Source organism: Nostoc sp. PCC 7524, assembly GCF_000316645.1.
In the GTDB taxonomy this organism is placed as follows: Bacteria; Cyanobacteriota; Cyanobacteriia; order Cyanobacteriales; family Nostocaceae; genus Trichormus.
The window spans coordinates 4,448,227-4,472,504 of sequence record NC_019684.1 but is presented as its reverse complement, the minus strand read 5'-3'; the positions used below and the strand labels follow the sequence as shown (position 1 = coordinate 4,472,504).

Here is a 24,278-nt window from a genome sequence, read left to right as displayed (position 1 = left end):
AATACCTACAGTAAATACAGTAATCCGAACAAAATAATCCAAATTACGTCAACAAAGTGCCAGTAGATTTCCGCAGCTTCTACACCAAAGTGTTTTTCGCTACTGTAGTGACCGGGAGAGCGCGATCGCCACAACACAGCTACAATCGCTAAAACGCCGATAGTGACGTGTAAACCGTGAAACCCAGTCAACACATAGAATGCACTGGCAAATAAATTAGTCGTCAGACCAAATTCTAAATGCGTGTATTCGTAAACCTGTCCTACTAAGAAAATCGCACCCATCACGGCAGTAATTGCCAACCAGATACGCATACCCTTGGTATCATTCTTTTTGATGGCAGTGTCGGCATTGTGCATGACAAAACTGCTGGCAATCAGATTGACAGTGTTAACTCCAGGTAGAAGTAGTTCTAAATCTGGTGTTCCGGCTGGCGGCCACACAGGTAAAGTTGAACGGAAAGCTAGATAAGCTCCGAACAACCCCATAAAAATCATTCCTTCTGCAATCAAGAAAACAAATATCCCAAACAGACGGTGATCGGGATGTTCTTCATGATGAGCAACTGCCGTTGTGTGGTGGTGATTCAGTTCCGTTTTCGCTGGGTCAATAGTTTGACTTTGCATGAATTTTAATAGATTGGGGATTGGGGACTGGGGATTGGGGACTGGGGACTGGGGATGGGGGATTAGGTAATATTTATTCTCCTCTGCTCCCCTGCTCCCTTGCGCCTCTGCTTCTTCCTAGGTTCTAGTCTCTATATCGGACTCGATGCTGGGATATGGCTCATCAGGATCAGCCCTGAAGACAGGATTCTCTGATGGGGAGACGTTTGCAGGTGCGTGTTGTACCCCATAATCGTAGGGGCCTGTGGTCAATACTGGCAGAGTCTCAAAATTCTCAATCGCTGGTGGTGAAGTGGTCATCCACTCTAAGGTGAGTGCTTTCCAGGGATTATTGCCAGCTTTCTCGCCGTACAACCAACTCCAAATAGCGTTGATGATAAAGGGGAATGTGGAAACAGCCAGGATGTAAGAGCCGTAAGTACAAATTTCATTTAATAAGGCAAATTTGGGATCATACTGCGCTACACGGCGATTCATCCCCATGAGTCCTAGTTTGTGCATGGGTAAGAAGGTCATATTCAAACCCACAATTGTCAAGGCAAAATGCACTTTACCCCAAAACTCATTGAACATCCGTCCCGTCATTTTCGGGAACCAGTGATAAATGGCGGCGAAAATTCCTAGGACGCTACCACCAAACAGCACATAGTGCAAGTGTGCGACGACAAAATAAGTGTCGTGGACGTGAATATCAAAAGGCACGGCTGCCAACATCACGCCACTAATCCCACCGATGACAAAAGTCCCGACGAAACCCATCGCGAATAACATGGGGCTGTTGAACTGGATTTTGCCACCCCACATAGTTGCTAACCAGCTGAAAATTTTAATCCCTGTAGGTACGGCAATGATCATGGTAGTGATCATAAAGAACATCCGCAACCAGCCGGGGATACCACTGGTAAACATATGGTGCGCCCAAACAATTAGCCCTAGAAAACTGATGGCTAAAGATGAGTAGGCGATCGCTTTATAACCAAAAATTGGTTTACGGGAGTGAATAGGAATAATCTCTGAAATTGCCCCAAAGAACGGCAAAATCATGATATATACTGCCGGGTGGGAGTAAAACCAGAACATATGCTGGTAAACCACCGGATCACCGCCACCAGAGGGGTTAAAAAATGTTGTTCCTGCCAATAAGTCAAAAGCCAGGAGAATCAAACCGGCGGCTAATACTGGTGTAGACAGTAAAACCAAGGCGGAAGTCGCCAACATTGCCCAACAGAACAAGGGCATTTGATGAACACCCATACTGGGGACACGCATCTTCAACAGGGTGACGAGAAAATTTATCGCCCCCAAAATCGACGATGTACCCAACAACAGGACACTCATAATCCAAATGCCCTCACCTACCTGTCCTGTCACCAAACTTAAGGGAGGGTAGGAAGTCCAACCTGCTTCGGCGGCATCTCCAATAATTAAACTGATAATCAGCAACAATCCGGCTGGAGGGATGAGCCAAAAAGCTACAGCATTCAGCCTAGGGAATGCCATATCTCTTGCCCCAATCATCAGGGGAATCAGAAAGTTCGCAAACCCTGCCCCAGCTGGCACAATCCACAAGAAAATCATAATTGTGGCGTGCAATGTAAACAGGCTGTTGTAAAGTTCTGGACTGACAAAATCTACTTCTGGGGTTCGCAGTTCTGTACGCACTAAGTCAGCTAAAACGCCGCCAATGCAGTAAAAAATGAACGCAGTGACTAGATATTGCAGTCCAATGACCTTGTGATCGGTATTGAAGCTAAAGTAGTCTTGCCATTTTCTGGTTCCTGGTTCTTCAATCTGAGCAGGAATGTTGGCAGTTTCTTGTAACTGAGCTTGTGTCATGGTTCAGAGTCAATAGTCAATAGTCAATGGTCAATAGTCATTAGTCATTAGTTATGGGTTGTAACTTTGAACTGTAGACTGTGGAGTTTTTGACTATTTGTGAATGTGATGTAACATTTCTGGGTGAATTCCCATGTCCTTGGTGTAAGGTGCAAGAAATTCATCTGGAGATTGGTGATTTGCGTTGAGAGCGATCGCTTCTTTGAGGATGTCAGAATTGGCAGCTACCTGTTCTTGCATCCATTTCTCAAATGCTGCTTGTGACTCAACTACTACCTGTGTTCTCATCGCGCCGTGATAGGGGCCGCACAGTTCAGCGCAGATGAGGGCATAGTCGCCTTCTGTTTTTGGTGTGAAGCGAATCTCACTCTGCCTACCGGGGATCGCATCTTGCTTCAGGCGAAACTCTGGCACCCAAAAAGCGTGTATAACATCATTAGCTGTCATATTAATTTGCACTTCTCGCCCAATGGGAACGTGCAGTTCACCAGTGGTAATACCTGTTTCGGGATAGGTAAAAATCCAAGCGTATTGCAAACCAGTGACATTAACTTTTAACTCCGGTAGTTGCCCAACTCGATCCTGACTAGCACCAATAGTTGGGGCAACGCTACCTACACCGGGGGCATTCTGCTTTTGCGGAATTTGATCAGCATTGCGGACTGCGGCTGTAGCTGGATCTTGCATGGCCTCATCAGATTTTTCTTGATTGAGGTTGGGTGCATTGGTGGCAGGGGTATCGTTTAAAGTTGCGGCAATGGCAGCCCCAGGCATTGTCATCGATTCCTGCATAATTGGGGCTTCATGAATGGCATGGGGATCAAAGCCACCGATGTCATTATAAACTTCAAAGCTGTAGACAGAAATACCGATAACAATAATGGCGGGGATCGCAGTCCAGAGTATTTCTAAAGGTACATTTCCCTCAATTGGTGGGCCATCTTCTTGATCACCAGCCCGCCGACGATATTTAACTGCACAGTAAATTAATACACCTTCAACAATCAAAAATATACCTGCTGAAACGGTCATCATTGTATTGAATAGACCGTCTACCAACACGGCTTCCTCCGAGGCGGCTGTGGGCAACAGACCGTGATTTTGACCGTACCACAGACTTGTCAGAGTTAGCCCAATGCCAATTAGTAATGTCCAGATGGAACTTGGAATTTTCACGGCTCACTTAAATGAATTGATTACGTTATCTAAAAGCAGCTCACTTACTACGGTAGTCTAGGCTATTAGATATGGAAGCGGCAGGTCTGAAATTTTTATTAATTTTTTCGATTACATTAATAATCTTGAGTAAAAGATAAGTATTCGATACTTGTCAAAAGTAGATATCAAATAATTAGGAAAATTTAAGGAAAATTTAGGAATCTCCAATTGATGAATATTCATCAATTCCTGACAACTTAAAAAATACCTAAAGCTTCTGGCTATTAATGGCTAGAGTGATTCAAAGTATTAAGTAACAGCCAATCAATCAACCCTGTTTTATAAGCTAGGGTGGAGATGGGCCAGTAAAGAAAATTGAAATTTTAGAAGCTTCACCAATAGCGGGCTGAAGGTATTCTTCATGAATGAATTTGTCCTAGAACAACAAAATGAATCGGCAGCAGAGCAGCAAAAGCCCAAGGAAGTGATTCGTCGCTTGGTATGGCGGATGTGTATAGCTACCTTGATTTTGATGGCGATAGGCAGTGCTACCCGCGTGATGAATGCTGGGCTGGCTTGTCCAGACTGGCCACTTTGTTATGGGGAACTGGTGCCAGCCAAACAGATGAATCTCCAAGTTTTCCTGGAATGGTTTCACCGCTTGGATGCAAGTTTGATTGGTGTGAGTGCGATCGCCCTTTGTGTTTTATCTTGGTGGCATCGTCGTGCTTTACCAAACTGGTTGCCTTGGGCTTCGACATTTGCCCTATTTCTCATCGTCTTCCAAGGCATTTTAGGGGGACTCACTGTTACGGAATTGTTAAGGTTTGATATCGTGACTGCCCACTTAGGAACGGCGTTGCTATTCTTCACTACTCTGCTGATTGTTGGCATCGCCCTGACTCCCTACCAGGGAACAGGAAATGTTGGTAAACTGCCGTGGATAGGTTTAACTGCCGCGATTTTAGTTTACTTGCAAAGTCTCTTAGGTGCTTTAGTCGGCTCTCGCTGGGCGCTACATCAGTGTTTTGCAGGTTCTCAACTTTGTGGTGTCATGTATAGCCATATTTTTGGCTTAGTACCGCCAACAGTGGCAACCTTGGCAGTAGTATTGATTTCCTGGCGGACACCAGCACTACACCCAGCTTTGAGACGGTTGGCTAATATGGCTGGCATCTTGTTAATTTTACAAATTTTGCTGGGAATTGCGACTTTCAGGCTACATTTGCAAGTTGAGCCTCTAACCGTATCTCACCAATCTGTGGGAGCTGCTCTTTTGGGTACTTTAGTGGCTTTTACAGTTCTAGCATTACGTGACTGGACTGCTAGTCGTGAAATCAATGCTTACTCTGTGGGTGTAACAGCAACTGCTACCAATACACAAGCGAATGGCTCGAACTCATAACTCCCTTCATGTTTGTTTGCATCCTAGATATTACCGCTATGGTGACTGATGACTAATGGCAATTAGCCATTAGCCATTCATTATTTAGTGCTGTAATGAAATGGCTAGAGACTAGAGACTAGAGGCTAGTAATTTTTACTCAGGACTCACCACTCACCACTTATAACTTTTTCTAGTCAGTTTTTAATGAACTGCACACACCAAAAAAACATGAAAAACTAAAGAGGGAGTAGGAAGAAGTAAACTCCCTACCCCTCTCTACAAAACCCTCATACCAATTCACCAAAATCAAGCAACAGATGCGAACTGTAAAACCTAGATAGCATCTGAAATTCTTAATTTTGTAGCTTGCTTCTCCGTAGGAGTATTTTGAATTTTGAATTGGTATCACCCCCTGCCTTTTTCAGCTCCACATTCTCTACATGGTAGTAGCAAAGGCAAGGTTTGCAACCCTCAAACAAGGGCTGTACATAAGTTCTTGAAAAATAAGGAATTACATCGAAAATGATTGAGACTAATGTCTCTCGCCACCACGAAACCTTTCTACAGGTAATTCACAGCTATTATCAGCTCACTAAACCTCGGATTATCCCGTTGCTGTTAATTACTACTGCTGGGAGTATGTGGATTGCTGCCAATGGGCAAGTAGATCCATTGTTATTGTTAGTAACTTTGACTGGCGGGACTTTGGCCGCGGCTAGCGCCCAAACCATTAACTGTATCTATGACCGGGATATTGATTATGATATGGAACGGACGCGCCATCGTCCTATGCCTTCCGGTAGGGTTCAGCCCCGTGATGCGCTGATTTTTGCAATCGCTCTGGCCATACTTTCTTTTACCCTCCTCACAGTATTTGCCAATCTCCTAGCCGCTTTGCTGGCATTATCCGGCATTATTTTTTATGTTTTGGTCTACACCCATTGGTTAAAACGTCATAGTACCCAAAATATTGTCATTGGTGGCGCAGCTGGTGCTATTCCAGCATTAGTAGGCTGGGCAGCCGTTACAGGTACTTTAAGCTGGGCAGCATGGTTAATTTTTGCAATCGTCTTTTTGTGGACACCGCCCCATTTCTGGGCTTTAGCACTCATGATTCGTGATGACTACGCTAAGGTTGGCATTCCGATGTTACCTGTAGTGGAAGGTGCTACAGTCACCGTCAAGCAAATTTGGTATTACACACTAATTACAGTAGTAGCAACACTGTTATTGGTTTTTCCTCTACACGCTAGCGGGATTGTCTACGCCTCATTTGCTGCTGGATTGGGAGGATTATTTATCCGTAAGTCTTGGTGTTTGTTACACAACCCTGAAGATCGCACTGTAGCTAGAGATGTATTTCTTTACTCCATCTCTTACATGATGCTGTTATGTTTGGCTATGGTAGTAGATAGTTTGCCCATTACCCATCGTATGGTTAATGCAGTCATTGGTTTAATTAGTTAGGAAATGAACAAATTAGCGATCGCGTTGATAAATTTTAGGACGCGATCGCCTAGGGCGGAGCATCGTCGCATCATACAAAATTCAAAATAATAACCACAGAATTAAACCAGTTCCTAAAATACATATAATTCCTGTCACCCCAGCTAGGGGTTTTTTATTTTTACCAGTCCACCACTCGGAGACTGTACCTGTGTAAGTGACTAATTGGGCTGTATCTATAGATGCGATCGCCCATACTAAAGCTGAATGTAATCCCCAGGCTATACCTAAGTTATTGCGATCGCTGATCCTCGCCAACACCAGCATCATTCCCAATAACCACAATCCCGGTAGCTGTGGGATAGTTTCTCGTTGTTCCCAAACCAAGTGTAAAACGGCAAAAATCAGGCTAGAAATAACTGCTGCTAACCATAGAGGATAATCTCGTTCGAGTTCAGTTAACAGAAAACCACGAAAAACTAATTCTTCTATACCTCCAACCAACAAGGCTATCAATAAAATAGGTAAACAGATAGCTGCTAGTTGCTTGATGTTTGGTTTTTCAAAACTGCACCAACCCAACCAAGATTGGCAAGTAAATAAAATAGCTATACTAAGTAACCCTAAACTGAAACCTAGCGCGAAGGAACTGACCATAGCAAGATGATCAGCAAATCCATATTCTGAAAAAGAGCTATTAGTCAGCCAAATAACTCCCCACAGAATAAAAGGCGCTAATAGGTATAGTGAAACAATTAATGGTAATTTTTGCTCTGGTTGTAACGGTTTTATTGGTTGCCAATGCAGGAGTTTTAGGGAAATTACGGCAATTGGTAGCCAAAAACCTATCCAGCCAATAAAAAACGCCATCAATACAACTATTACTGGTGCATTTCGCATCAATGCCAGTAGATTGTTGATGGATGGCTGCAATAAATTTGTCAGACTATACAAAAAAAGCACGATAGACTTCTTGCAGAATAAATGTCTTGCTTACTTATCAAGACTCTACCAAAACTGGGGACTTCTGCAAGGGGTCTAATCGTAATTTTTGCGTTAGATAAAATTATTTAATTGGGAATACAAGTTTTCTCGGAAGTTAGGGATAAGTTATCCAGCATTCAGCCGCAACTCACCCCTACCATCAGAAAATTTACTCTTCGTCTTCCAAATCTTCTTCGGATTCTTCAGCATCCATATCTGCTGAAATTTCTTTCTTATCACTTTCACCGAGTTGAATCAAGTGAATGTGCTTGTATCCCAATCTAATTTCAAACTCATCACCGGGTTTTAGTCCCATTGCTTTGGTGTAAGTAGCACCAATGACAATTTGACCATTTTGATGAACACTAACGCGATATGTCGGTTCACGACCACGACCATCTTTTGGTGCTTCTGGACTGAGAGGAATTCCTCTAGCCGATAGCAAAGCATCATAAAAATCAGTGAGATTGACGCGAACTTGATTATTCTTAGTAACAGTGTAATAGCCACACTGCTTGGCTCTTTCTCTACGCGGTAAATTAGAAAGTTCTTTTACCTTAGCCAGCAGTGCTTTTCCAGTTAAAGGCGCGGTTGCAGTTTCAGTCATTATGCTCAAATTTTCCTTACTCTCTCCAAACTGATAAATTATGTCGTTTCACACCAGTATTTGACTTTTTCGCATCTGTACAAAGCTACTGGGGACTTACATATTCAGGGTGAATTTCTGCTGATATTAACCCCAAGTACCTTTACTATGGATGACCATAACAATTGAAAGGTCAGGAGGTTAACAGCTATTATTTTCGGTGATATTACGGCATTTTAAACCATGATTCACTATGGAAAATGCGATTATTTTCTCTTTTGGTCTTACTTTTACAAATAAGTTGTAGACCAAAGAAATTGCAGCTTTCCCACTTGCAGTCCTTGCCTTTATCGCCTTTGAGGTGTCAGGTTTTCCCTAAGCTTACTCTTAAGCGGAGGACAGCATGGTATTTGAATATGGTCTTACGGACATACACCCTTTTGTCCTGCCTGTCGAGACATGAAATTGCCTCTAGATTACGAAGAAACTAAGCAGTGTTAGCCGCACTTGTACGACTATTGATTCTGGTTTTGTTACTTCGTAATTTTATATTAAATACTAGCATGGACTAATAATAGCAAAATAATTGTTTATTTTTAAATTTAACTTGCAGGTAAAGTTTTATCTAAATCCACTAGCTCCTAGAGACAAAAAGCGGTGAGGATTTTCCTGGCAGTTTATGACTCTAGTGATGATTGCTGTATGACTTTTATAAAAATTAATCAAAATTGAGATGAGTAGTTTTGATGAATGAGTTATATCCTGTGATTTTCTTGATTGAGTCCAGAGAAAAAACTATGGGTATGAACCTTCTGGCTGATTATCCCTAGCTCAAAAGCTTTTGTCTTTTATGTACGTCTGTCTGTGGGAAGAATAAAATTCTCCACATCTGTCAAGGACTTGATTCGATGACCAGAAGTTTATTATCAGCTTTGAAGCTTCTGAAGAACCAAAAAATTAGCAATTAGCAACTATTGAAGGGTTTTTTACAACCTGTGGCGATCGCAGAGGTTGGATGCACGTTGTCAGGCTAACCTAAACAGCATTTATTTTGGCTATAGTTCCCATATAGCAGATAAAAGTATATTCATGGTCTGGTAAATTCTCTTTACTGAGGCTCCTCAACAAGTGAACTAAATCACAATCGACGATGGTTTTTTGGATCTTGACTGATATGGAAATATAAATCTTGTCTCCGCACTTAATACAACTAAAATTTTAATGGTTATCCTTAGACTATAATCAGTTGCTCTTTGATGATCAGCCTATTAGCACCAGTCTGGGAATTAGAGGCAACAAGTATAGCTCATTTTTGGCAACCACCAGCCTTTACTCAAGATTTATGAGGCTGATGAAGCAATTTTAAGACTTTGGTTGGTGACAATGGAAGTTATTTATAAAATTATTCGACAACAACAAAATTCTGCCCCTGTTGTCCAAACTTACCGCTTAGACACAGAACCAGGCAATACCATTTTGGATTGCCTCAATCGCATTAAGTGGGAGCAAGATGGAACATTAGCATTTCGCAAAAATTGCCGTAATACCATTTGTGGTAGTTGTGCGATGCGAATTAATGGCCGTTCTGCTTTAGCTTGTAAGGAAAATGTCGGCAGTGAACTCGCCAGATTGCGAAAATCCACAAATGCTATTCCAGAAATTACGATCGCACCCCTAGGCAATATGCCGGTGATTAAGGATTTAGTCGTAGATATGAATAGTTTTTGGAATAATTTAGAAGCCGTGGCTCCCTATGTGAGTACAGCCGCCAGACAAGTCCCAGAAAGAGAATTTTTGCAAACACCCCAAGAGCGATCGCTTCTGGATCAAACTGGTAACTGTATTATGTGCGGTGCTTGCTACTCTGAATGCAATGCCCGTGAAGTTGATCCTGATTTTGTCGGTCCCCACGCCCTCGCCAAAGCCTACCGCATGGTTGCCGATTCCCGGGACAGTGATACCACCAATCGCCTAGAAAATTACAACGAAGGTACTAAAGGAGTTTGGGGTTGTACCCGTTGTCTCTACTGCGATGCCGTGTGTCCAATGGAAGTAGCACCATTAGAACAAATCACCAAAATTAAACAAGAAATTCTCACCCACAAGCAAGCTAGTGACAGTCGCTCAATTCGTCACCGCAAAGTCTTAGTAGAGTTAGTCAAAGCAGGTGGCTGGATTGATGAAAGACAATTTGGTGTACAAGTAGTCGGTAACTATTTCAAAGACTTGAGAGGTTTACTCAGTCTTGTTCCTTTAGGCTTACGCATGATTGCCAAAGGCAAATTCCCCCTCTCATTTGAGCCATCTGAGGGAACAGAACAAGTGCGATCGCTTATTGAAGCTGTAAAACAGGTGGAAGGGAGTGGAGAGTAGGGAGATGTAGCGTCAGCTTCCCACAGCATAGGAGACAGGTAGATTATATTTCCCCCAGTCCCCAATCCCCAGCCCCCAATCCCCAATCCCCAATCCCCAGCCTCATCGAGGATCTTGAGGGATATTCAGGGGTTGCCCAAAACGGTCATAAACTGAAATATCCCACTGTCCGTTATTGCTAAACTCAAAAGCAATCCTACTACCATCAGCACTAATGGTAGGGTTGCGAACTTCTGCTTGGAGGTTAGCAGTCAAGTTTCGTGATTGGCGTGTTTCCCGATCATAAAGAAAAATCGCCGATCGCCCCTGACGACTAGCCGCAAACACAATATAACGACCACTATCAGAAACGCTAGGATGAGAGGCAATTGTATCTAAAGCATTTAACCCTGGTAAATCAATTAAATTGCGCGTCAGGGTATCAAACATATAAACATCCTGGCTACCCCGGCGATCGCTTGTAAACACAATATATCTACCAGAAGTTTGTGGATTGAGTTCCGAAGCAAGGCTGTTGATACCCCTCCCTCCCGGATCAAAGGGATAACTCACCAACCGGGGATAGCCAAAACAACCACTCAATAAAGTTGCACAAGCAAATATAGGAATAAAAATACGTTTAGTCATTAGTCAATAATAGGCAATAGGCACTCTTGCAATAGGCAATAGTTATTAGTTCTCCCTCATCTCCCCCCACTTCCTCATCTCCCCGCACTCCCCACTCCCCTACTCAGCAGGAGTTACAGTTGCACCATTGGGAATATCTAACTCAACATTCGGCCCTCTATCGAGAACTTCAATATCCCACTGTCCACGGGCGGCAGTTTCAAAAACAATATAACGCCCATCTGGACTAATACCAGGATTTCTGACCCAACCGCGATAAGTTGGGGTGACAATTTGTGATTGTTGTGTGGCGCGATCGTAAAGTGCTACTACTGGCCTACCTTGGTCGCTGGTAAGGTAAGCAATATAACGCCCCGTGTAACTGAGACTTGGACTTTCAATAATTGTCTCGCGCCGATTTAACCCTGGTGTCGGCATAAAACTTTGCTGTTGTAAATCATACACCAGTAATTGATGACTACCATTGCGATTGGAAATAAACGCTAAAAAGCGACCATTACCACTTAAGGCTGGTTGCTCTTCTGTGTAGCGACTATTGAGGGAAGTAGGGCCAAGAGGAATATCACCTGAGCCACAAGAGCCTAGTAACCCTACCAAGGTAAAAACCAGGCTCCAATGAATTGGTCTTTGGAGCCAAAACTGAGAAGTAAACTTTTTCACCTCAACTATTTATTTTTTGCCATCGCCTCTAAGCTTACATCTATCCCGACCACTTTATACATCCTCAAAATCGGTAGAATTATCAGATTCTTCATCTGATACATCTATCGGTTTATACGGTACGTAATCAGTTGGGATTGCATCATCATCTTCTATGGGTCTGCGAGGAGTAGTATCAGCTGGTGGACGGCGTTTTCTTGGTCTGGGTGGGGTATCCTCGTTCATGTCTGAGCGTGAGGAAGTGTCATTAGTGCGACGAGAAGGTTTTCTGTTTTCTCGACTGGAACTTTCCCAATCATCCACTACTTCCCTAGAAGAAGCACCCCAGTCTTCTTGTTCATACCTGTCAGTAGGACGACTGGCAGAACGGCTAGAACGGCGACGACTTTTATCTGTTGGTGGTTGTCTGTCACTACTGGGGCGGCGATCACGACGTGGGGGTTGTTCCTCATAATAGTCATCACGAGAGGAGCGGTCATCTCTACTAGGGCGAATCCTAGCACGTACAGGTCGTTCTTCCTCTTCTTCCTCTTGATAAGGCAGTGGTTCTAAGTCTGATTCAACTTCAGCCTCGTATCCACGCCGATTATATGAATAGCGATTGCTGACTGGACGTTCTTCATCCACAATCGGAGTATTACGCTTGGCTTGTTGGGTAGCAATACTTCGCAAACGAATACTTTCAACCGCAAAAAATACAGTTGTCCCCACTAATAGCAGCTGGCCAAATTGCAAAATTGGGTCTAAGCGCCATCCTTGGAAGATGAGAATAAAGCCGCACAGTAAGCCCACAGCCGCAAAGAAGATATCTTGATCCCTTGACAGTTCTGGACGCACAGTCCGGAGAAAATACAGTGCTGCCCCAGCCACAGCCAGGAAAATTCCTAGAATACTGGCTGAGTTCGTCCCAAAATTCACCTGAGCCAGAACACTGGCTGAGTTCAGCCCAAAATTTAGCATTGTTCTTTTCCCAATATCAAATCTATGTTAACGAGTCACACTTAAAATCACTACTCTAAACAATCACATTAATAATATTGAAGCTTCAAAGCATCTGGCAAAGAAGCTCTGAAGCTATTTACCGCAAGCTAAAAATGCTGAAGTCTGTCAGCTTAGTATATCCTGCTCCCGATGCTCAAAATTTTTGCTTTTGGTACAGGCGATCGCTGACAGACAAAAACTGGAGAGAGTCAACAAAACTCTCACCACCACTAGGAACGTTGGATTTTATCTTTTTGGCTGATGAAAATTAAACCAACGGTGGCAGGGATAACAACAATAGCAGTACCCCAAGCTAGACTCCAAAGAAAGTTTGCTAAAGATGGTGTCATGGATCTCAACCTTTTTTTACACACTTCATCATAATTCTAATGGTGTATCACATCCTTGAGAAGCCTATGATTTTGCAAGGGAATAGGGACAGGTTACAGGCTATAGTTTTAGAGAAAGTAGGGAAAACTATGCCAGATTGAATGAAGTCTTGAGTTTAGTCGCTTTTTGATACTCGCTGATCAGTGACAGTATTTGGTTAAAATTTAGAGAGAGAATGCTTTACAAAGCTTAAAACTTTCAGCTTCTGCTCGCAGTTTTTTCTCTGTCCACAAATAGTAGCTCAGATCAAGTCCATGACTGCTGTTAACCTGACTGTTTGGATTCTCGGCCCTTTGCTGGGGTTAATGACGTTCTTATTCATTTTCCGCATCATTCTCACTTGGTATCCCCAGGTGGATTTGAATCGGTTGCCTTTTAATCTGATTGCCTGGCCAACCGAACCATTTTTAATTCCTTTGCGAAAATTGGTATCCCCCATAGGTGGAGTTGACATTACCCCAATTATTTGGGTGGGTATCTTTAGTTTGCTACGAGAAATTCTCTTAGGTCAGCAAGGTTTACTGACTATGATGTCTCGTGTCAGTTAAAAACTGGGCATCAGTTTTTAGAATGGCTATGATGCCTTAGTGCAGGTAACAAAGCGATCGCCTTATTCTCAACAGAAGCGGCGATCACTCTCTGCATGAAGAGGATCAGCCTGAGCAAATCGCTTAGAAGCAGCGATCGCTCTAATACATATCGATCTCACATTGAGGTTAATCAAACATGGCAATTTTACCTACCAGCCCTCAAAACCTGTTCAGCCGTAAGTTTTAAATTTGGGAAGGTTAAAGAGTTGATGGTTTGATTTCCCCGAAATTGCTGAATGTCATACTCCCCATTCATTAGCGCACAAATAGAGAGGGTCGGTTGTTTGGGCTTCCCAATGTATCGAGTACCACCATTACCTGCGTAGTCTGCAATCCAATATTCGGGAATGCCTAAAACCGCGTATTCTTCAACCTTACGGGCATAATCATTTTGCCAGTTGCTACTAACAACTTCCGCCACAAATTTAATCGAACTGCCCAGGGTCAGGATCGACTGCTCAGACCAAAGCAGTTCTTTGCTAAGTTCATCTCGATCAACAACTGCAACATCAGGTCGAAATGCTGTCATACCAATGTTAGAAGGGCGCAATAGTCCTCGCTGAAGGACAAACCAAGGTAAGCCTGTTCCGTCCATCTGGACACATAACTTTGCGGTAATGAAGGCTGCAACCTCTTCATGCTTTCCTGTTGGTTCCAAGTCAAACACTTCTCCATCGATGAGTTCATAGCGGTTATCACCACCATAACGGCCGATAAACTCGTCAAAGCTAAGTGGCTTCTGTTGTATTGGTTGGTTGATCGTAATAGTCATAGGTCAACTTAGCCCAATCAATGCCTTAAGTCTACCAGATCGATTATGTGATGGATGTGTGATGGATCAAACCCCTAATTTTGATGGACGGACTAACGCTTCTGTTAAGGGGCTACAAATGACTTTGCAACCCCACCTGAAAATAAGATCTCAGCCTTTTACGCTTTACCCTTTACCTTTCTACTTCCGAGTCCCCAGTCCCTAAAGTTTCATTTCCTGAATAAAATTCGTGTAAACATTACCTTCTAAAAACTGATGGTTTTCCATGATTTTTTGATGGAATCCAATCGTTGTAGGTAGTCCGGTGATGGCACACTCTCTTAAAGCGCGTTTCATGCGATTAATCGCAGTTGCGCGATCCGGTCCCCAAACAATTAATTTACCAATCAGTGAGTCATAGTAAGGGGGAATTTGGTAATCGGTGTAAACGTGGGAATCAATTCGCACACCGGGACCGCCAGGGGGGAGATAACCACTGATACGTCCAGGGGCGGGACGAAAATCATGATCGGGGTCTTCGGCGTTAATCCGGCATTCGATCGCATGACCCCTCAAAACCACTTGGTCTTGAGTTAGCCGCAGTCTTTCCCCTTGGGCAATTCTAATTTGTTCCACTAGCAAGTCCACCCCAGTTACCATCTCTGTCACAGGATGTTCCACCTGAATCCGGGTGTTCATTTCCATAAAGTAAAAGTTACCGGATTTATCTAAGAGAAACTCAATAGTACCTGCTCCGGTGTAGTTAATGAACTGGGCAGCTTTCACTGCGGCTTGTCCCATTTTTTCCCGGAGGTCTGAGTCAAGTGCAGGACTGGGAGATTCTTCTAGTAGCTTTTGGTTGCGGCGTTGAATTGAGCAATCCCGTTCACCTAGATGGATGACGTTGCCGTAATTATCCGCCAAAATTTGAAATTCAATGTGGCGGGGACGTTCGATAAATTTTTCGATATAAACGCCAGCATTGCCAAAGGCTGCACCTGCTTCACCTTGGGCAGCTAAAAACAGTTTGACAAATTCATCTTCCGATCGCACTAAGCGCATACCCCTACCACCACCACCTGCTGTGGCTTTAATCATGACTGGGTAGCCAATATCTTTAGCGATCGCTAATCCCTCTTGCTCTGTTTCTACCAGTCCATCACTACCTGGAACAGTAGGAACACCTGCCTTTTGCATCGTTTCCTTAGCAGTGGATTTATCCCCCATCAACCTGATCGCTTCGGGAGTCGGGCCGATAAAAGCAATATGATGGTCGGCACAAATTTCTGCAAACTTGGCATTTTCCGACAAAAAACCATAGCCAGGATGAATGGCACTGGCATTGCGTGTTAAAGCCGCAGCAATAATATTGGGAATATTCAAATAACTCTTACCGCTAGCAGGTTCCCCGATACAAACTGCTTCATCAGCAAGTTGGACATGGAGCGCATTCCGGTCAACAGTGGAGTGAACCGCGATCGTCGCAATTCCCATTTCTTCACAGGCGCGGAGAATGCGAAGGGCGATTTCTCCCCGATTGGCAATTAATATTTTGTCAAACTTCATTTTCGAGCTTTGATATCAGTACCAGTAGATAGAAATTGTCACCCATCTAATTTGCAACAGCGCGATTGCTTCATTTCAAATTATGACAGGAGATTTACCAGCCTCAACTAGAGTAGAATGCACAACCGTAGTTCTGAGTAAAGAGTGCTGTCAGCAGAGCGGGGCGTGAGCAGCGTTCTGAGTGGGGTTATTCACTTTGTAATCTTGACTCACAACTCAGCACTAACTACACCCCTTTTAATATCACTTGTGGAGATACTACATTTCTGTCAGTCTGGTATCCGCCTTCGGGAAATTTGTGATACAGCAAAATTAAAGTTTTGATAAAGTTGGCTAATTTGCTGCTTGTTTTTATTTATTAGTCATTTTTATGCTATATTTAATATTCGTGAAACTCATGCGGATGTGGCGGAATTGGTATACGCGCACGTTTGAGGGGCGTGTGGCTTTGCCTTGCGAGTTCGAGTCTCGCCATCCGCATTTTTTACCAGTCAATAGTCAACAGCTTGAGATTGTTGGAATAGATATTTTTGGGGCTAGTGGGGGAGATAGAGGTACATCCTTTCTTGCCCCTATAGCTTTATGCCCCTAAAACACTTATTTATTGACTATCAACTAAGTGGCTATGGACATAATTCTAATTTTTTGTGCTTTCATAGAGATAAGTAAACTTTTGTAAAGAACATTGACTGCCATTTTTAGTTCAGGGAACAAATCAATACTGCCAGCAGCGTGGCATCGCCTCACGCCAATTTGGCAAGGTGGGGAAGAAGTAATCAAAAAAAGTTTACCTCACACACAGCTAGCACCAACTTGGCAACTACTACTACTTGGTGACGGCTCACCCACAAGGCACTTAGAATTACTCACAGGTGAGTCTACAGAGGTAGATGTCATCGATATGTCGTTGATTGGCATGGATTTAGATAGTGCTCCTGAATTAATACAATCTGTGCCTGGTCCTAGACTGCGGCGGCAAGTGTGGCTACGCACAGCATCAGGTCAGCGATTGGCTTATGCTACTTCATGGTGGGAAGCTAGCCACATAGATGAGTATTTGCAAAATCGTTCATTAACTATTTGGGCTAGCCTAGCTCGTCTCCGCACAGAATTATATCGAGATGTACGAGGCATTCACTATGGTTACTCAGATGCCCTACAAACAGGGTTCGGTGTAGATGGGCCTTTTTGGGGTCGCCATTACCTGTTTTGGCATCATGGGGAGCCTTTAACATTAATTTATGAGGTATTTTCACCTTATTTAACTAAATATTTGGGACCTATGCAGCTAAGTGGCAACCATAGTAAAGTCTAAAACTAATTGGACATATACAGTGTTTTTCGCTTTGGTGAGGATGAGAAGCTAGAGTGTACCTCGTGCTATTAGAAACTGCGATGAATTAATTAGAAGTTTTGGGAAAATTACAGAGCTTTGAGTGTTTAATTTTACCTATGTCTTATGAGTTAAATTTTTGGTAAACTGTTACATAATATCAACTTAAATTTAGCTTAAAAAATTTTAATTAATTCTCTCTTACAGAGATTAAAGCAAGTAGATGTCATAAAAGTGTCATAAATAGGTAGTTATATAGAATTCGTATTTGATTTGTGTTGGCGTAGCCTGCGCTAGCGCAAAAAATTCAGTATACCTGATACTCTTACTTTCTTCATGTCACCTATCATTTATCACCTGTCACTTACCTACGCAAGTAAATTAGCTACGCCTTCCGTGAGGGATACAGAAATTAAATCGGATTGCCATATATCTTAAAGTAAAAATACAACTTAGAAAGTAATAGCTAGAGCAGTATATTACCGCAGTATCAAAATTATATACGACGGAAAAATATATCTAATTAGCTAGCTGGAAACCAGACACCCTTAGTTTTATAGAATTAATTAAAATTATCACGAATTTGTAAGTGTGAGGTGTAAGGCTCAATGACACCGCCTATTTTGTCTGTTCCCATGAAGAAAATTAAACAATCATCTTTAGTGCTGACACTTTCGGCTACAGGATTATTGATTGGTGGTGGTGTAGGAGCATATTGGTTTTTCAACCAAGGGCAATTATTTTCCAGAAATTTATTAGCAGGTGCAAATATTATTCCGCATGATGCTTTGTTTGCTGTTTCCCTCACCACAGATCCGAAGCAGTGGCAAAAATTGCAGGAATTCGGCACAAAAGAAACTCAAGCACAACTTAATCAAAACTTAGTACAGTTGCGCGATCGCTTTCTCACTAATCACGGTTATAACTTCGAGAAAGACATCCAACCGTGGGTAGGCGATGAAGTTACCTTGGCAATTTTAGCCCCTGAGATCACGAAATCACCAGCCAAACCAGTTTCAAGCACTAGAGAGACTGCAAGTAATCAGCAGTCAATGGTGATGGTTTTACCAGTAAGAAACCCAGCCAAAGCTAAAAGTATTTTTGCCCAACCAAAAACTGTGAAACCAGGTACGTGGGTTGATCGTAATTATCAGGGGATTACAATTAAACAAAATCAAGGAGAAACTTTTTCTGCTGCCTTCATAGATGGACGTTTTCTTGTAATTACAGATAACCCTAAAGCAACAGAACGTACAATTGATGCTTATCAAGGCAAAACATCATTAGCAACCACAGGAGGCTTTGCAGAAAATTTCCCCAAAATTGCCAGTTATCAACCCCTAGCCCAGTTTTACATCAATGTCCCCAAAGCTGCCAAAATAGCTGCTTCTGCTCCCCAGCGTCGTTTACCCGCTCAAGTTTTAACCCAACTGCAAAATAACCAGGGTTTAGCAGGAAGTGTGAATTTAGAGTCAGAAGGGTTACGCATCAAAGGAGTTTCTTGGCTCAAACCTAATAGTCAGCGAGTCTTGGCGGTGGAAAACAAAGTCGGAAGTATGCAAAACCGACTACCGGCAGAAACTCTGATAATGCTATCGGGTGCTAATTTAAGGCGTTTATGGGGTGAATACGTTTTAACATCTCAAGGTAATCCTCTTTCACCAATTCCACCAGAACAATTGCGGAGTAATATAAAATCTCTAACTAATCTTGATTTAGAGCGAGATTTACTCAGTTGGATGCAAGGTGAGTTTGCTGTATCCGTGATTCCTAGTCATCCCAAACCAGGAAAGCCAGAAGACTTTCGTGCAGCTTTAGTATTCATGATTCAAGCTAGCAATCGCCAAAAAGCTGAAGCATCAATGAAACAGCTAGATGATGTGATGAAAACTCAGTACCAGTTCCAAATCCAATCAGCAACAGTAGCAGGTAAACCTGTAATTAATTGGATCAGTCCATTTGGTACTCTCACGGCTACCCACGGTTGGTTAGAGCAAAATGTGGCTTTCCTGATAGTAGGCGCTCCCATCACCGATAAAATCTTACCTAAACCTAGTAATACCCTCGCTAGTAATCTCGAATTTCAACAGACAGTACCTATAGAAACCAATCCAGCCAATAGTAAATTCTATTTAGATGTAGAACAGACAACGAAAAATTTTCCTTTACCAAAACTAATTCCCCAGCAAACAACCTTACTAAGTGCCATACGTACTATTGGAGTGTCATCTGCTGTCAGCGACAACCGCAGTACCCGCTATGACATTTTTCTGAAATTGAAAAAAACCGATAAGTAGCTTAGTAGTGGGTAGAGGAAGCAGGAGAGCAGGGGAGAAATTTTTACCCCAATGCCCAATTTTAAATTTTGAATTTTGAATTTTGAATTCCTGAAGCAGATAGGATCAGAAAAGTCAGAATAAATATTTTCAAAAATACCCTGCGGAGAACACTTTATGGATCTGGTTTTACTCCAGAATTGGTTGGATAATGCTTCTTTTGCTGTGTTGTTTCTCACCATGCTGGTGTATTGGGTGGGAGCAGCGTTTCCGAGTTTACCAGCAGCTCATGCGTTGGGAACAACAGGGATGGCGATCGCTAATTTGTGTATAGCTACCCTTTTGGGTGCGCGTTGGCTAGAAGCTGGGTATTTTCCTTTGAGCAATTTGTATGAATCTCTATTTTTCCTATCTTGGGGAATTACCACCATCCATCTGATTGCTGAAAATTCTAGCCGCAGTCGCCTAGTAGGAGTTTTTACAGCGCCTGTGGCTATGGGGATCGCTGCTTTTGCTACCTTGACACTCCCATCAGAAATGCAAGTAGCAGAACCCTTAGTACCTGCGTTGAAGTCCAATTGGTTGATGATGCACGTCAGCGTCATGATGTTGAGTTATTCCGCTTTGATGGTAGGTTCATTGCTGGCGATCGCTTTTCTGATCGTCACCCGTGGAAAAAACATACAATTACAGGGTAGTTCTGTAGGTAACGGCGGCTATCGTACCAATGGCTATCGCTTGCATAAAGCAGGTGAACTAATTTCCGCATCTGCCACACCATCCGTAGAAAATAATGGCGTTGCTCGTTTAGAAAGTAATAACAACGGTAACGGTAAAGGTAGCACTGCTGTCTTAAACTTAGTCACTACCTCTCAATCTACAACTATCACATCTAGCGAAACCCTTTCACCCCAACGCCTCAGCCTTGCTGAAACCCTTGACAATATCAGCTATCGCATCATTGGATTAGGATTTCCCCTATTAACAATTGGCATTATTGCTGGTGCTGTCTGGGCAAACGAAGCTTGGGGTTCTTACTGGAGTTGGGACCCTAAAGAAACTTGGGCGCTAATTACTTGGTTAGTATTTGCCGCCTATCTCCACGCTAGAATTACTCGTGGTTGGCAAGGCCGTCGTCCAGCAATTTTAGCTGCTAGTGGTTTTGTTGTCGTTTGGGTTTGTTACCTAGGTGTGAACCTTTTAGGTAAAGGTTTACATTCCTACGGATGGTTTTTTTAACAGTATTATTACCCTCTTCATTTGTGGAGAGGGGCAAAATTAAAAATAGATAGTTATAGTTTTTTCCAGATATAACACTACAGCAATTTTACAAATATTAAATGTATCAAATTTACTCAAAAGTATAGATAAATTAGACAAATTGCTATAAATTTTAGACCAAATCATGGTCAATTCAGAAAATCATAATTTTATTACGGATAAACTACTATATCAGCAGAAATTATAAATTTAGTTGCGGGAGAAGATTATGACAGACGGATTTGAGCGACTAAATCATGATGAAGTTGTGGCGATCCCACCAGACACCTTCAATAAATTAGAGATTGCCAAAACTTTTAAAGTCCGTGATTTGATTACAGCCATTAAAGAATATATTGGGGCAGAAGGGACAACGGAAGCAAACTTATATACTGAAGGACTAAGTTGTGAAGTTTTGAAATTTAGCGCCCAAGGATGGATTAAGGGAAAAGTTAGACTAGCATTAGAGTTTTGTCCTGATGAACCTGATTCACCATTAGATGAAATTTATGAGATTCATCAGCAACTCCAACAAATTGCCAATGATTCAACATGGTAATATTCCATACAAAATTTCGTAAGTAACGTCGTAAATATAGTTAAGCTGATTTACCGCTTAACATCTTAAAAATCACACAATGGTTTGGACTGCTCTCCACGCAAAAATACATCGGACTATTCGATCACGCCACTTATTTGAGCGTCATCAACGGTTATTGGTAGCAGTTTCTGGTGGGCAAGATTCACTGTGTTTAATTAAATTACTGTTAGATTTACAACCTAAATGGGAATGGCAGTTAGGTATTGCCCATTGCGATCATCACTGGCGTGATGATTCTCAAGCTAATGCCCATCATGTAGAAAATTTAGCTCAAAATTGGGGTGTATCTTTTTATCTAAAAACAGCAACTGAGGTGATAAATAGTGAAGCTACAGCCCGTGATTGGCGTTATCAAGCCTTAAGTGCGATCGCTCAAGCTCATAATTATCAATATATAGTTACAGGTCACACCGCCAGCGATCGCGCTGAAACTCTCCTTTACAACTTAATTCGTGGGACTGGTGCTGATGGTTTACAAGCTCTGACTTGGCAACGTCCCTTGAGTGATCATATTTTCTTAGTCCGTCCCCTGTTAGAAATTACCCGCAAACAAACAGAGGAATTTTGTCAAGATTTTAACTTGCCAATTTGGGAAGATTCCACCAATCAAGACTTAAAATACGCCCGTAACCGTATCCGTCAAGAACTAATCCCATATTTACAAGCAAAATTTAATCCCCAAGCCGAATTAGCCTTAGCCCAAACTGCTGAACTATTGCAAGCAGAAGTTGAATATTTAGAACAAGCTGCCCAGGAGTTGCGGGAAGAGTCAATGAGGGACTGGGGACTGGATAACAATTCCTCCTTGTCTCCCTCATCCTCCTACCTTCTGCGGTTAAATCGCCGGGTATTGCAAAAAGCACCGTTAGCTCTGCAACGGCGTGTCATGCGTCAAGTTTTACAACAAATACTTCCTGAAGCTCCTAATTTTGAGCATATCGAGAAATTAACAGCTTTAATTTCCGCACCCAACCGTTCACAAACCGATCCTTTTCCTGGTGGTGCGATCGCTCAAGTTCAGGGCGATACAATAGTGCTGAGGTGAAGTACCCACAAACTCAGCTTGCGCTACTGCTAACAGCACTTTCAAGAAGCTAGTAACTCCGGCTGAGAAATCAAACTGTGGATAGTGTGGCGGATATCGGTAATAGTTTGGAGTTGATAATCGCCAGTTTCTTGGATTTGAGCCACAGATTCCCCAAGACTTTGCAACTTTTGCCGTAACCCATCTAAGCAATCTTGAATAGGTTGTAGAGCTTCTTGATAGAGATTGACGCGACCCCAACATTCAGCATTGGCTCTTCGCAGAGAAATTAGATTTTCCTCCATTTTTTTGAGTTCTTGCTGCTGTTCTTGGAGGTCATGAGTTTGGTTATCAATCATACCTTGGTCTAGCTCAATAGCAGCACGCATTTGCTCAAGCTCGCGTTCCAATTTTTGCAGTTCTTGGGATTGTTGCTGTCGTTGATTTTCCAGTTGCAAAATAACTGGGGCGAAATCAACGCTATTGTCTTCCTCAAGATTAGTAACTGTTTGTCCTTGTCTTCTTAGCAGCACATTTTGATGTTGCTTGATTAACTTCTGCCGCATTAACAAATTGCGTCTTTGTCCTACCAAAGTTTGGTTAAGCATCTGATAAAGGTCTTGCTCATCAGCAAGTTCCATTTGCAAATTGATTAAATCTTGATCAGATGCTTGGTTAATTTTTTGTTGCAGTTCTTCTATAGTTTCTTGTTTATATTTCAGTTCTTGTTCTTGATCATGAACAAAGGTAGAGTCTATTTCTAACTTTTCTACTAAGTCTTGTACTATCTTTTGCAGCTCACCTAGAGGCATATTTTCTAGAGCCTGCAAATCAACTTTTTGACCGGGGAGCGCATCACCAGAACTCGCTGCCAAAGAGTAAATTTGCTGGTATAACTCATCTTGAGATTGTAACTGGGCTTTAAGTAGGTTAATGTATTCTTGCTTGCAAGCGATCGCTGCCGTATTAACTTTTAATTGAGCGTTTTGTTGCTCCCAAGTCTGTTGTGCTTGTTGCCAAGCGTTTTGGCGATCGCTATAGGTTTGCACCAGTCCCTCAACTTCTTGTTGCTGTTGAGTTGCTACAGCTTTTTGCTGTTCAAGTTTTTCCCAGTGGAGATTGAGAACGGCTTGCTGCTTTTCCACTAATTCACAAGCCAAATGCAGATGTTCACGCACTTGTTCCGTAGGTGCAATGCGACTAGACAAGCGATCGAGTAATTCGCTCATCTTACGACTTTGCTCTTCATCTAAAACCCCCCCTTCTTGCAGGCGCTCCTCCAAGCGACGCTGCTCACCCCGCAGATGATCCCAAGCACCTTCTAATTCTTGACGATTGCGCTCAATTTCTGCTTGTAATTGTTCAATTTGTGTGCGAGACGTATCAACTTCCTGTTGCTGTGTTTCCAGGCGTTGAAACTCCTCTTCCATATTTTGCAACTGTTCCAACCGCACTTCCATGTCCATTTCCCGGCGATTTAACTCTTGCGCCTGAAATGTCAGCGATTCCTTCCATTGATCAATTTCGTCTTCCTTGAGCTTATATTTTTCTACCTGACGGGAAAAATTTTGCAAAATATTAACAAGTGGTCTGCCAGCTTCTTGAATTCGCTGCACTTGACGATTAGGAGTCAGTTCCACCAATACCAGCGCACCATCATTTAACTTGCTGGCTTCCTCCGCAGCAATTACATCTTCCGACACAGGACTCCAATTCTGGTCGGTTCGCTGACAAGCTAGCAGTTTCAGTTCGGTTTTGGAACTACCACCCAGTAAGCCGCCTTTCTGCTTTTGTACTTCTGCTAAATACAGCACACCGCTAGT

22 protein-coding genes and 1 tRNA gene are annotated in these 24,278 nt (G+C 42.6%); 11 read left to right on the top strand and 12 right to left on the bottom strand.

The window, feature by feature from the left end; translation table 11 throughout:
* Window positions 1-5: 5 nt before the first annotated feature.
* The 3 genes from NOS7524_RS17810 to NOS7524_RS17800 all read right to left on the bottom strand — a co-directional run bounded on the left by NOS7524_RS17810 (window position 6) and on the right by NOS7524_RS17800 (window position 3,638).
* On the bottom strand, window positions 6-626 hold the full coding sequence (locus NOS7524_RS17810) for a cytochrome c oxidase subunit 3 (protein ID WP_015139882.1): 621 nt from the start codon (window positions 624-626) through the stop codon (window positions 6-8).
* 117 nt (window positions 627-743) lie between these two features.
* Window positions 744-2,462, bottom strand: coding sequence for a cytochrome c oxidase subunit I (gene ctaD / locus NOS7524_RS17805; protein ID WP_015139881.1), 1,719 nt, complete (start codon window positions 2,460-2,462; stop codon window positions 744-746).
* Between the two features lie 93 nt (window positions 2,463-2,555).
* Window positions 2,556-3,638 carry a cytochrome c oxidase subunit II gene (locus tag NOS7524_RS17800; RefSeq protein WP_015139880.1) on the bottom strand — a complete coding sequence of 361 codons (1,083 nt, stop codon included), beginning with the start codon at window positions 3,636-3,638 and terminating at the stop codon, window positions 2,556-2,558.
* A gap of 403 nt (window positions 3,639-4,041) precedes the next feature.
* On the opposite strand from NOS7524_RS17800, the gene NOS7524_RS17795 reads away from it, so the two are divergent.
* Both NOS7524_RS17795 and NOS7524_RS17790 read left to right on the top strand, forming a co-directional pair.
* On the top strand, window positions 4,042-5,025 hold the full coding sequence (locus NOS7524_RS17795; RefSeq protein ID WP_015139879.1) for a COX15/CtaA family protein: 984 nt from the start codon (window positions 4,042-4,044) through the stop codon (window positions 5,023-5,025).
* A 504-nt stretch (window positions 5,026-5,529) separates the two neighbouring features.
* Complete coding sequence (locus NOS7524_RS17790; RefSeq protein ID WP_015139878.1) at window positions 5,530-6,474, top strand: heme o synthase; 945 nt, start codon at window positions 5,530-5,532, stop codon at window positions 6,472-6,474.
* Between the two features lie 81 nt (window positions 6,475-6,555).
* On the opposite strand, the gene NOS7524_RS17785 is transcribed toward NOS7524_RS17790, so the two are convergent.
* Entirely contained in the window at window positions 6,556-7,353 is a 798-nt protein-coding gene (locus tag NOS7524_RS17785; protein ID WP_015139877.1) for a CPBP family intramembrane glutamic endopeptidase, read from the bottom strand.
* A gap of 253 nt (window positions 7,354-7,606) precedes the next feature.
* Window positions 7,607-8,044 carry an AbrB family transcriptional regulator gene (locus tag NOS7524_RS17780; RefSeq protein WP_015139876.1) on the bottom strand — a complete coding sequence of 146 codons (438 nt, stop codon included), beginning with the start codon at window positions 8,042-8,044 and terminating at the stop codon, window positions 7,607-7,609.
* 1,362 nt (window positions 8,045-9,406) lie between these two features.
* Here NOS7524_RS17780 and NOS7524_RS17775 point away from each other — a divergent pair.
* Window positions 9,407-10,396 carry a succinate dehydrogenase/fumarate reductase iron-sulfur subunit gene (locus NOS7524_RS17775; protein WP_015139875.1) on the top strand — a complete coding sequence of 330 codons (990 nt, stop codon included), beginning with the start codon at window positions 9,407-9,409 and terminating at the stop codon, window positions 10,394-10,396.
* 102 nt (window positions 10,397-10,498) lie between these two features.
* On the opposite strand, the gene NOS7524_RS17770 is transcribed toward NOS7524_RS17775, so the two are convergent.
* From NOS7524_RS17770 to NOS7524_RS17760, 3 genes are all read right to left on the bottom strand, one after another.
* Window positions 10,499-11,023, bottom strand: a complete 525-nt coding sequence (locus NOS7524_RS17770) for a TolB family protein (protein WP_015139874.1) — start codon at window positions 11,021-11,023, stop codon at window positions 10,499-10,501.
* Between the two features lie 99 nt (window positions 11,024-11,122).
* The gene (locus NOS7524_RS17765) at window positions 11,123-11,683 is read right to left on the bottom strand and encodes a TolB family protein (RefSeq protein WP_015139873.1); all 561 of its coding nucleotides are present in this window, start codon (window positions 11,681-11,683) and stop codon (window positions 11,123-11,125) included.
* Window positions 11,684-11,737: 54 nt separating this feature from the next.
* Entirely contained in the window at window positions 11,738-12,643 is a 906-nt protein-coding gene (locus tag NOS7524_RS17760) for a Ycf66 family protein (RefSeq protein ID WP_015139872.1), read from the bottom strand.
* Window positions 12,644-12,720: 77 nt separating this feature from the next.
* Between NOS7524_RS17760 and NOS7524_RS30175 the strand changes: the two genes are divergently transcribed.
* A complete protein-coding gene (locus tag NOS7524_RS30175) occupies window positions 12,721-12,936 on the top strand; it encodes a hypothetical protein (RefSeq protein WP_171815333.1) in 216 nt (71 codons plus the stop codon).
* Here NOS7524_RS30175 and psbX read toward each other — a convergent pair.
* Window positions 12,895-13,014, bottom strand: a complete 120-nt coding sequence (gene psbX, locus NOS7524_RS17755; RefSeq protein ID WP_015112477.1) for a photosystem II reaction center X protein — start codon at window positions 13,012-13,014, stop codon at window positions 12,895-12,897. The two genes, NOS7524_RS30175 and psbX, sit on opposite strands and share 42 nt — an antisense overlap.
* Before the next feature lie 294 nt (window positions 13,015-13,308).
* On the opposite strand from psbX, the gene NOS7524_RS17750 reads away from it, so the two are divergent.
* The gene (locus NOS7524_RS17750) at window positions 13,309-13,602 is read left to right on the top strand and encodes a YggT family protein (RefSeq protein ID WP_015139871.1); all 294 of its coding nucleotides are present in this window, start codon (window positions 13,309-13,311) and stop codon (window positions 13,600-13,602) included.
* A gap of 187 nt (window positions 13,603-13,789) precedes the next feature.
* On the opposite strand, the gene NOS7524_RS17745 is transcribed toward NOS7524_RS17750, so the two are convergent.
* Window positions 13,790-14,416 carry a Uma2 family endonuclease gene (locus NOS7524_RS17745; RefSeq protein ID WP_015139870.1) on the bottom strand — a complete coding sequence of 209 codons (627 nt, stop codon included), beginning with the start codon at window positions 14,414-14,416 and terminating at the stop codon, window positions 13,790-13,792.
* Window positions 14,417-14,617: 201 nt separating this feature from the next.
* Window positions 14,618-15,961, bottom strand: coding sequence for an acetyl-CoA carboxylase biotin carboxylase subunit (gene accC / locus NOS7524_RS17740; protein ID WP_015139869.1), 1,344 nt, complete (start codon window positions 15,959-15,961; stop codon window positions 14,618-14,620).
* A gap of 399 nt (window positions 15,962-16,360) precedes the next feature.
* Here accC and NOS7524_RS17735 point away from each other — a divergent pair.
* The 6 genes from NOS7524_RS17735 to tilS all read left to right on the top strand — a co-directional run bounded on the left by NOS7524_RS17735 (window position 16,361) and on the right by tilS (window position 22,476).
* A tRNA-Leu gene (locus tag NOS7524_RS17735) sits at window positions 16,361-16,441 on the top strand.
* A gap of 205 nt (window positions 16,442-16,646) precedes the next feature.
* The gene (locus NOS7524_RS17730; protein WP_015139868.1) at window positions 16,647-17,276 is read left to right on the top strand and encodes a chorismate lyase; all 630 of its coding nucleotides are present in this window, start codon (window positions 16,647-16,649) and stop codon (window positions 17,274-17,276) included.
* A gap of 626 nt (window positions 17,277-17,902) precedes the next feature.
* Window positions 17,903-19,591 carry a DUF3352 domain-containing protein gene (locus tag NOS7524_RS17725; protein ID WP_015139867.1) on the top strand — a complete coding sequence of 563 codons (1,689 nt, stop codon included), beginning with the start codon at window positions 17,903-17,905 and terminating at the stop codon, window positions 19,589-19,591.
* A 156-nt stretch (window positions 19,592-19,747) separates the two neighbouring features.
* Window positions 19,748-20,809, top strand: coding sequence for a c-type cytochrome biogenesis protein CcsB (gene ccsB / locus NOS7524_RS17720; protein ID WP_015139866.1), 1,062 nt, complete (start codon window positions 19,748-19,750; stop codon window positions 20,807-20,809).
* Between the two features lie 250 nt (window positions 20,810-21,059).
* Entirely contained in the window at window positions 21,060-21,389 is a 330-nt protein-coding gene (locus tag NOS7524_RS17715) for a KGK domain-containing protein (protein ID WP_015139865.1), read from the top strand.
* A 79-nt stretch (window positions 21,390-21,468) separates the two neighbouring features.
* Complete coding sequence (tilS, locus tag NOS7524_RS17710) at window positions 21,469-22,476, top strand: tRNA lysidine(34) synthetase TilS (protein WP_015139864.1); 1,008 nt, start codon at window positions 21,469-21,471, stop codon at window positions 22,474-22,476.
* Between the two features lie 41 nt (window positions 22,477-22,517).
* On the opposite strand, the gene hmpF is transcribed toward tilS, so the two are convergent.
* Complete coding sequence (gene hmpF, locus NOS7524_RS17705; RefSeq protein ID WP_015139863.1) at window positions 22,518-24,269, bottom strand: pilus motility taxis protein HmpF; 1,752 nt, start codon at window positions 24,267-24,269, stop codon at window positions 22,518-22,520.
* Window positions 24,270-24,278 lie beyond the last annotated feature (9 nt).

What these genes read in the sequence shown, in the direction of transcription:
- ccsB (WP_015139866.1), top strand. Translation starts at nt 19,748, where the DNA reads ATGGATCTGGTTTTACTCCAGAATTGGTTGGATAATGCTTCTTTTGCT.
- NOS7524_RS17750 (WP_015139871.1), top strand. Translation starts at nt 13,309, where the DNA reads ATGACTGCTGTTAACCTGACTGTTTGGATTCTCGGCCCTTTGCTGGGG.
- tilS (WP_015139864.1), top strand. Translation starts at nt 21,469, where the DNA reads ATGGTTTGGACTGCTCTCCACGCAAAAATACATCGGACTATTCGATCA.
- NOS7524_RS17780 (WP_015139876.1), bottom strand. Translation starts at nt 8,044, where the DNA reads ATGACTGAAACTGCAACCGCGCCTTTAACTGGAAAAGCACTGCTGGCT.
- NOS7524_RS17795 (WP_015139879.1), top strand. Translation starts at nt 4,042, where the DNA reads ATGAATGAATTTGTCCTAGAACAACAAAATGAATCGGCAGCAGAGCAG.
- NOS7524_RS17745 (WP_015139870.1), bottom strand. Translation starts at nt 14,416, where the DNA reads ATGACTATTACGATCAACCAACCAATACAACAGAAGCCACTTAGCTTT.
- NOS7524_RS17725 (WP_015139867.1), top strand. Translation starts at nt 17,903, where the DNA reads ATGACACCGCCTATTTTGTCTGTTCCCATGAAGAAAATTAAACAATCA.
- NOS7524_RS17770 (WP_015139874.1), bottom strand. Translation starts at nt 11,023, where the DNA reads ATGACTAAACGTATTTTTATTCCTATATTTGCTTGTGCAACTTTATTG.
- NOS7524_RS17760 (WP_015139872.1), bottom strand. Translation starts at nt 12,643, where the DNA reads ATGCTAAATTTTGGGCTGAACTCAGCCAGTGTTCTGGCTCAGGTGAAT.
- psbX (WP_015112477.1), bottom strand. Translation starts at nt 13,014, where the DNA reads ATGACACCATCTTTAGCAAACTTTCTTTGGAGTCTAGCTTGGGGTACT.
- NOS7524_RS17715 (WP_015139865.1), top strand. Translation starts at nt 21,060, where the DNA reads ATGACAGACGGATTTGAGCGACTAAATCATGATGAAGTTGTGGCGATC.
- NOS7524_RS17785 (WP_015139877.1), bottom strand. Translation starts at nt 7,353, where the DNA reads ATGCGAAATGCACCAGTAATAGTTGTATTGATGGCGTTTTTTATTGGC.
- NOS7524_RS17775 (WP_015139875.1), top strand. Translation starts at nt 9,407, where the DNA reads ATGGAAGTTATTTATAAAATTATTCGACAACAACAAAATTCTGCCCCT.
- NOS7524_RS17790 (WP_015139878.1), top strand. Translation starts at nt 5,530, where the DNA reads ATGATTGAGACTAATGTCTCTCGCCACCACGAAACCTTTCTACAGGTA.
- NOS7524_RS17810 (WP_015139882.1), bottom strand. Translation starts at nt 626, where the DNA reads ATGCAAAGTCAAACTATTGACCCAGCGAAAACGGAACTGAATCACCAC.
- ctaD (WP_015139881.1), bottom strand. Translation starts at nt 2,462, where the DNA reads ATGACACAAGCTCAGTTACAAGAAACTGCCAACATTCCTGCTCAGATT.
- accC (WP_015139869.1), bottom strand. Translation starts at nt 15,961, where the DNA reads ATGAAGTTTGACAAAATATTAATTGCCAATCGGGGAGAAATCGCCCTT.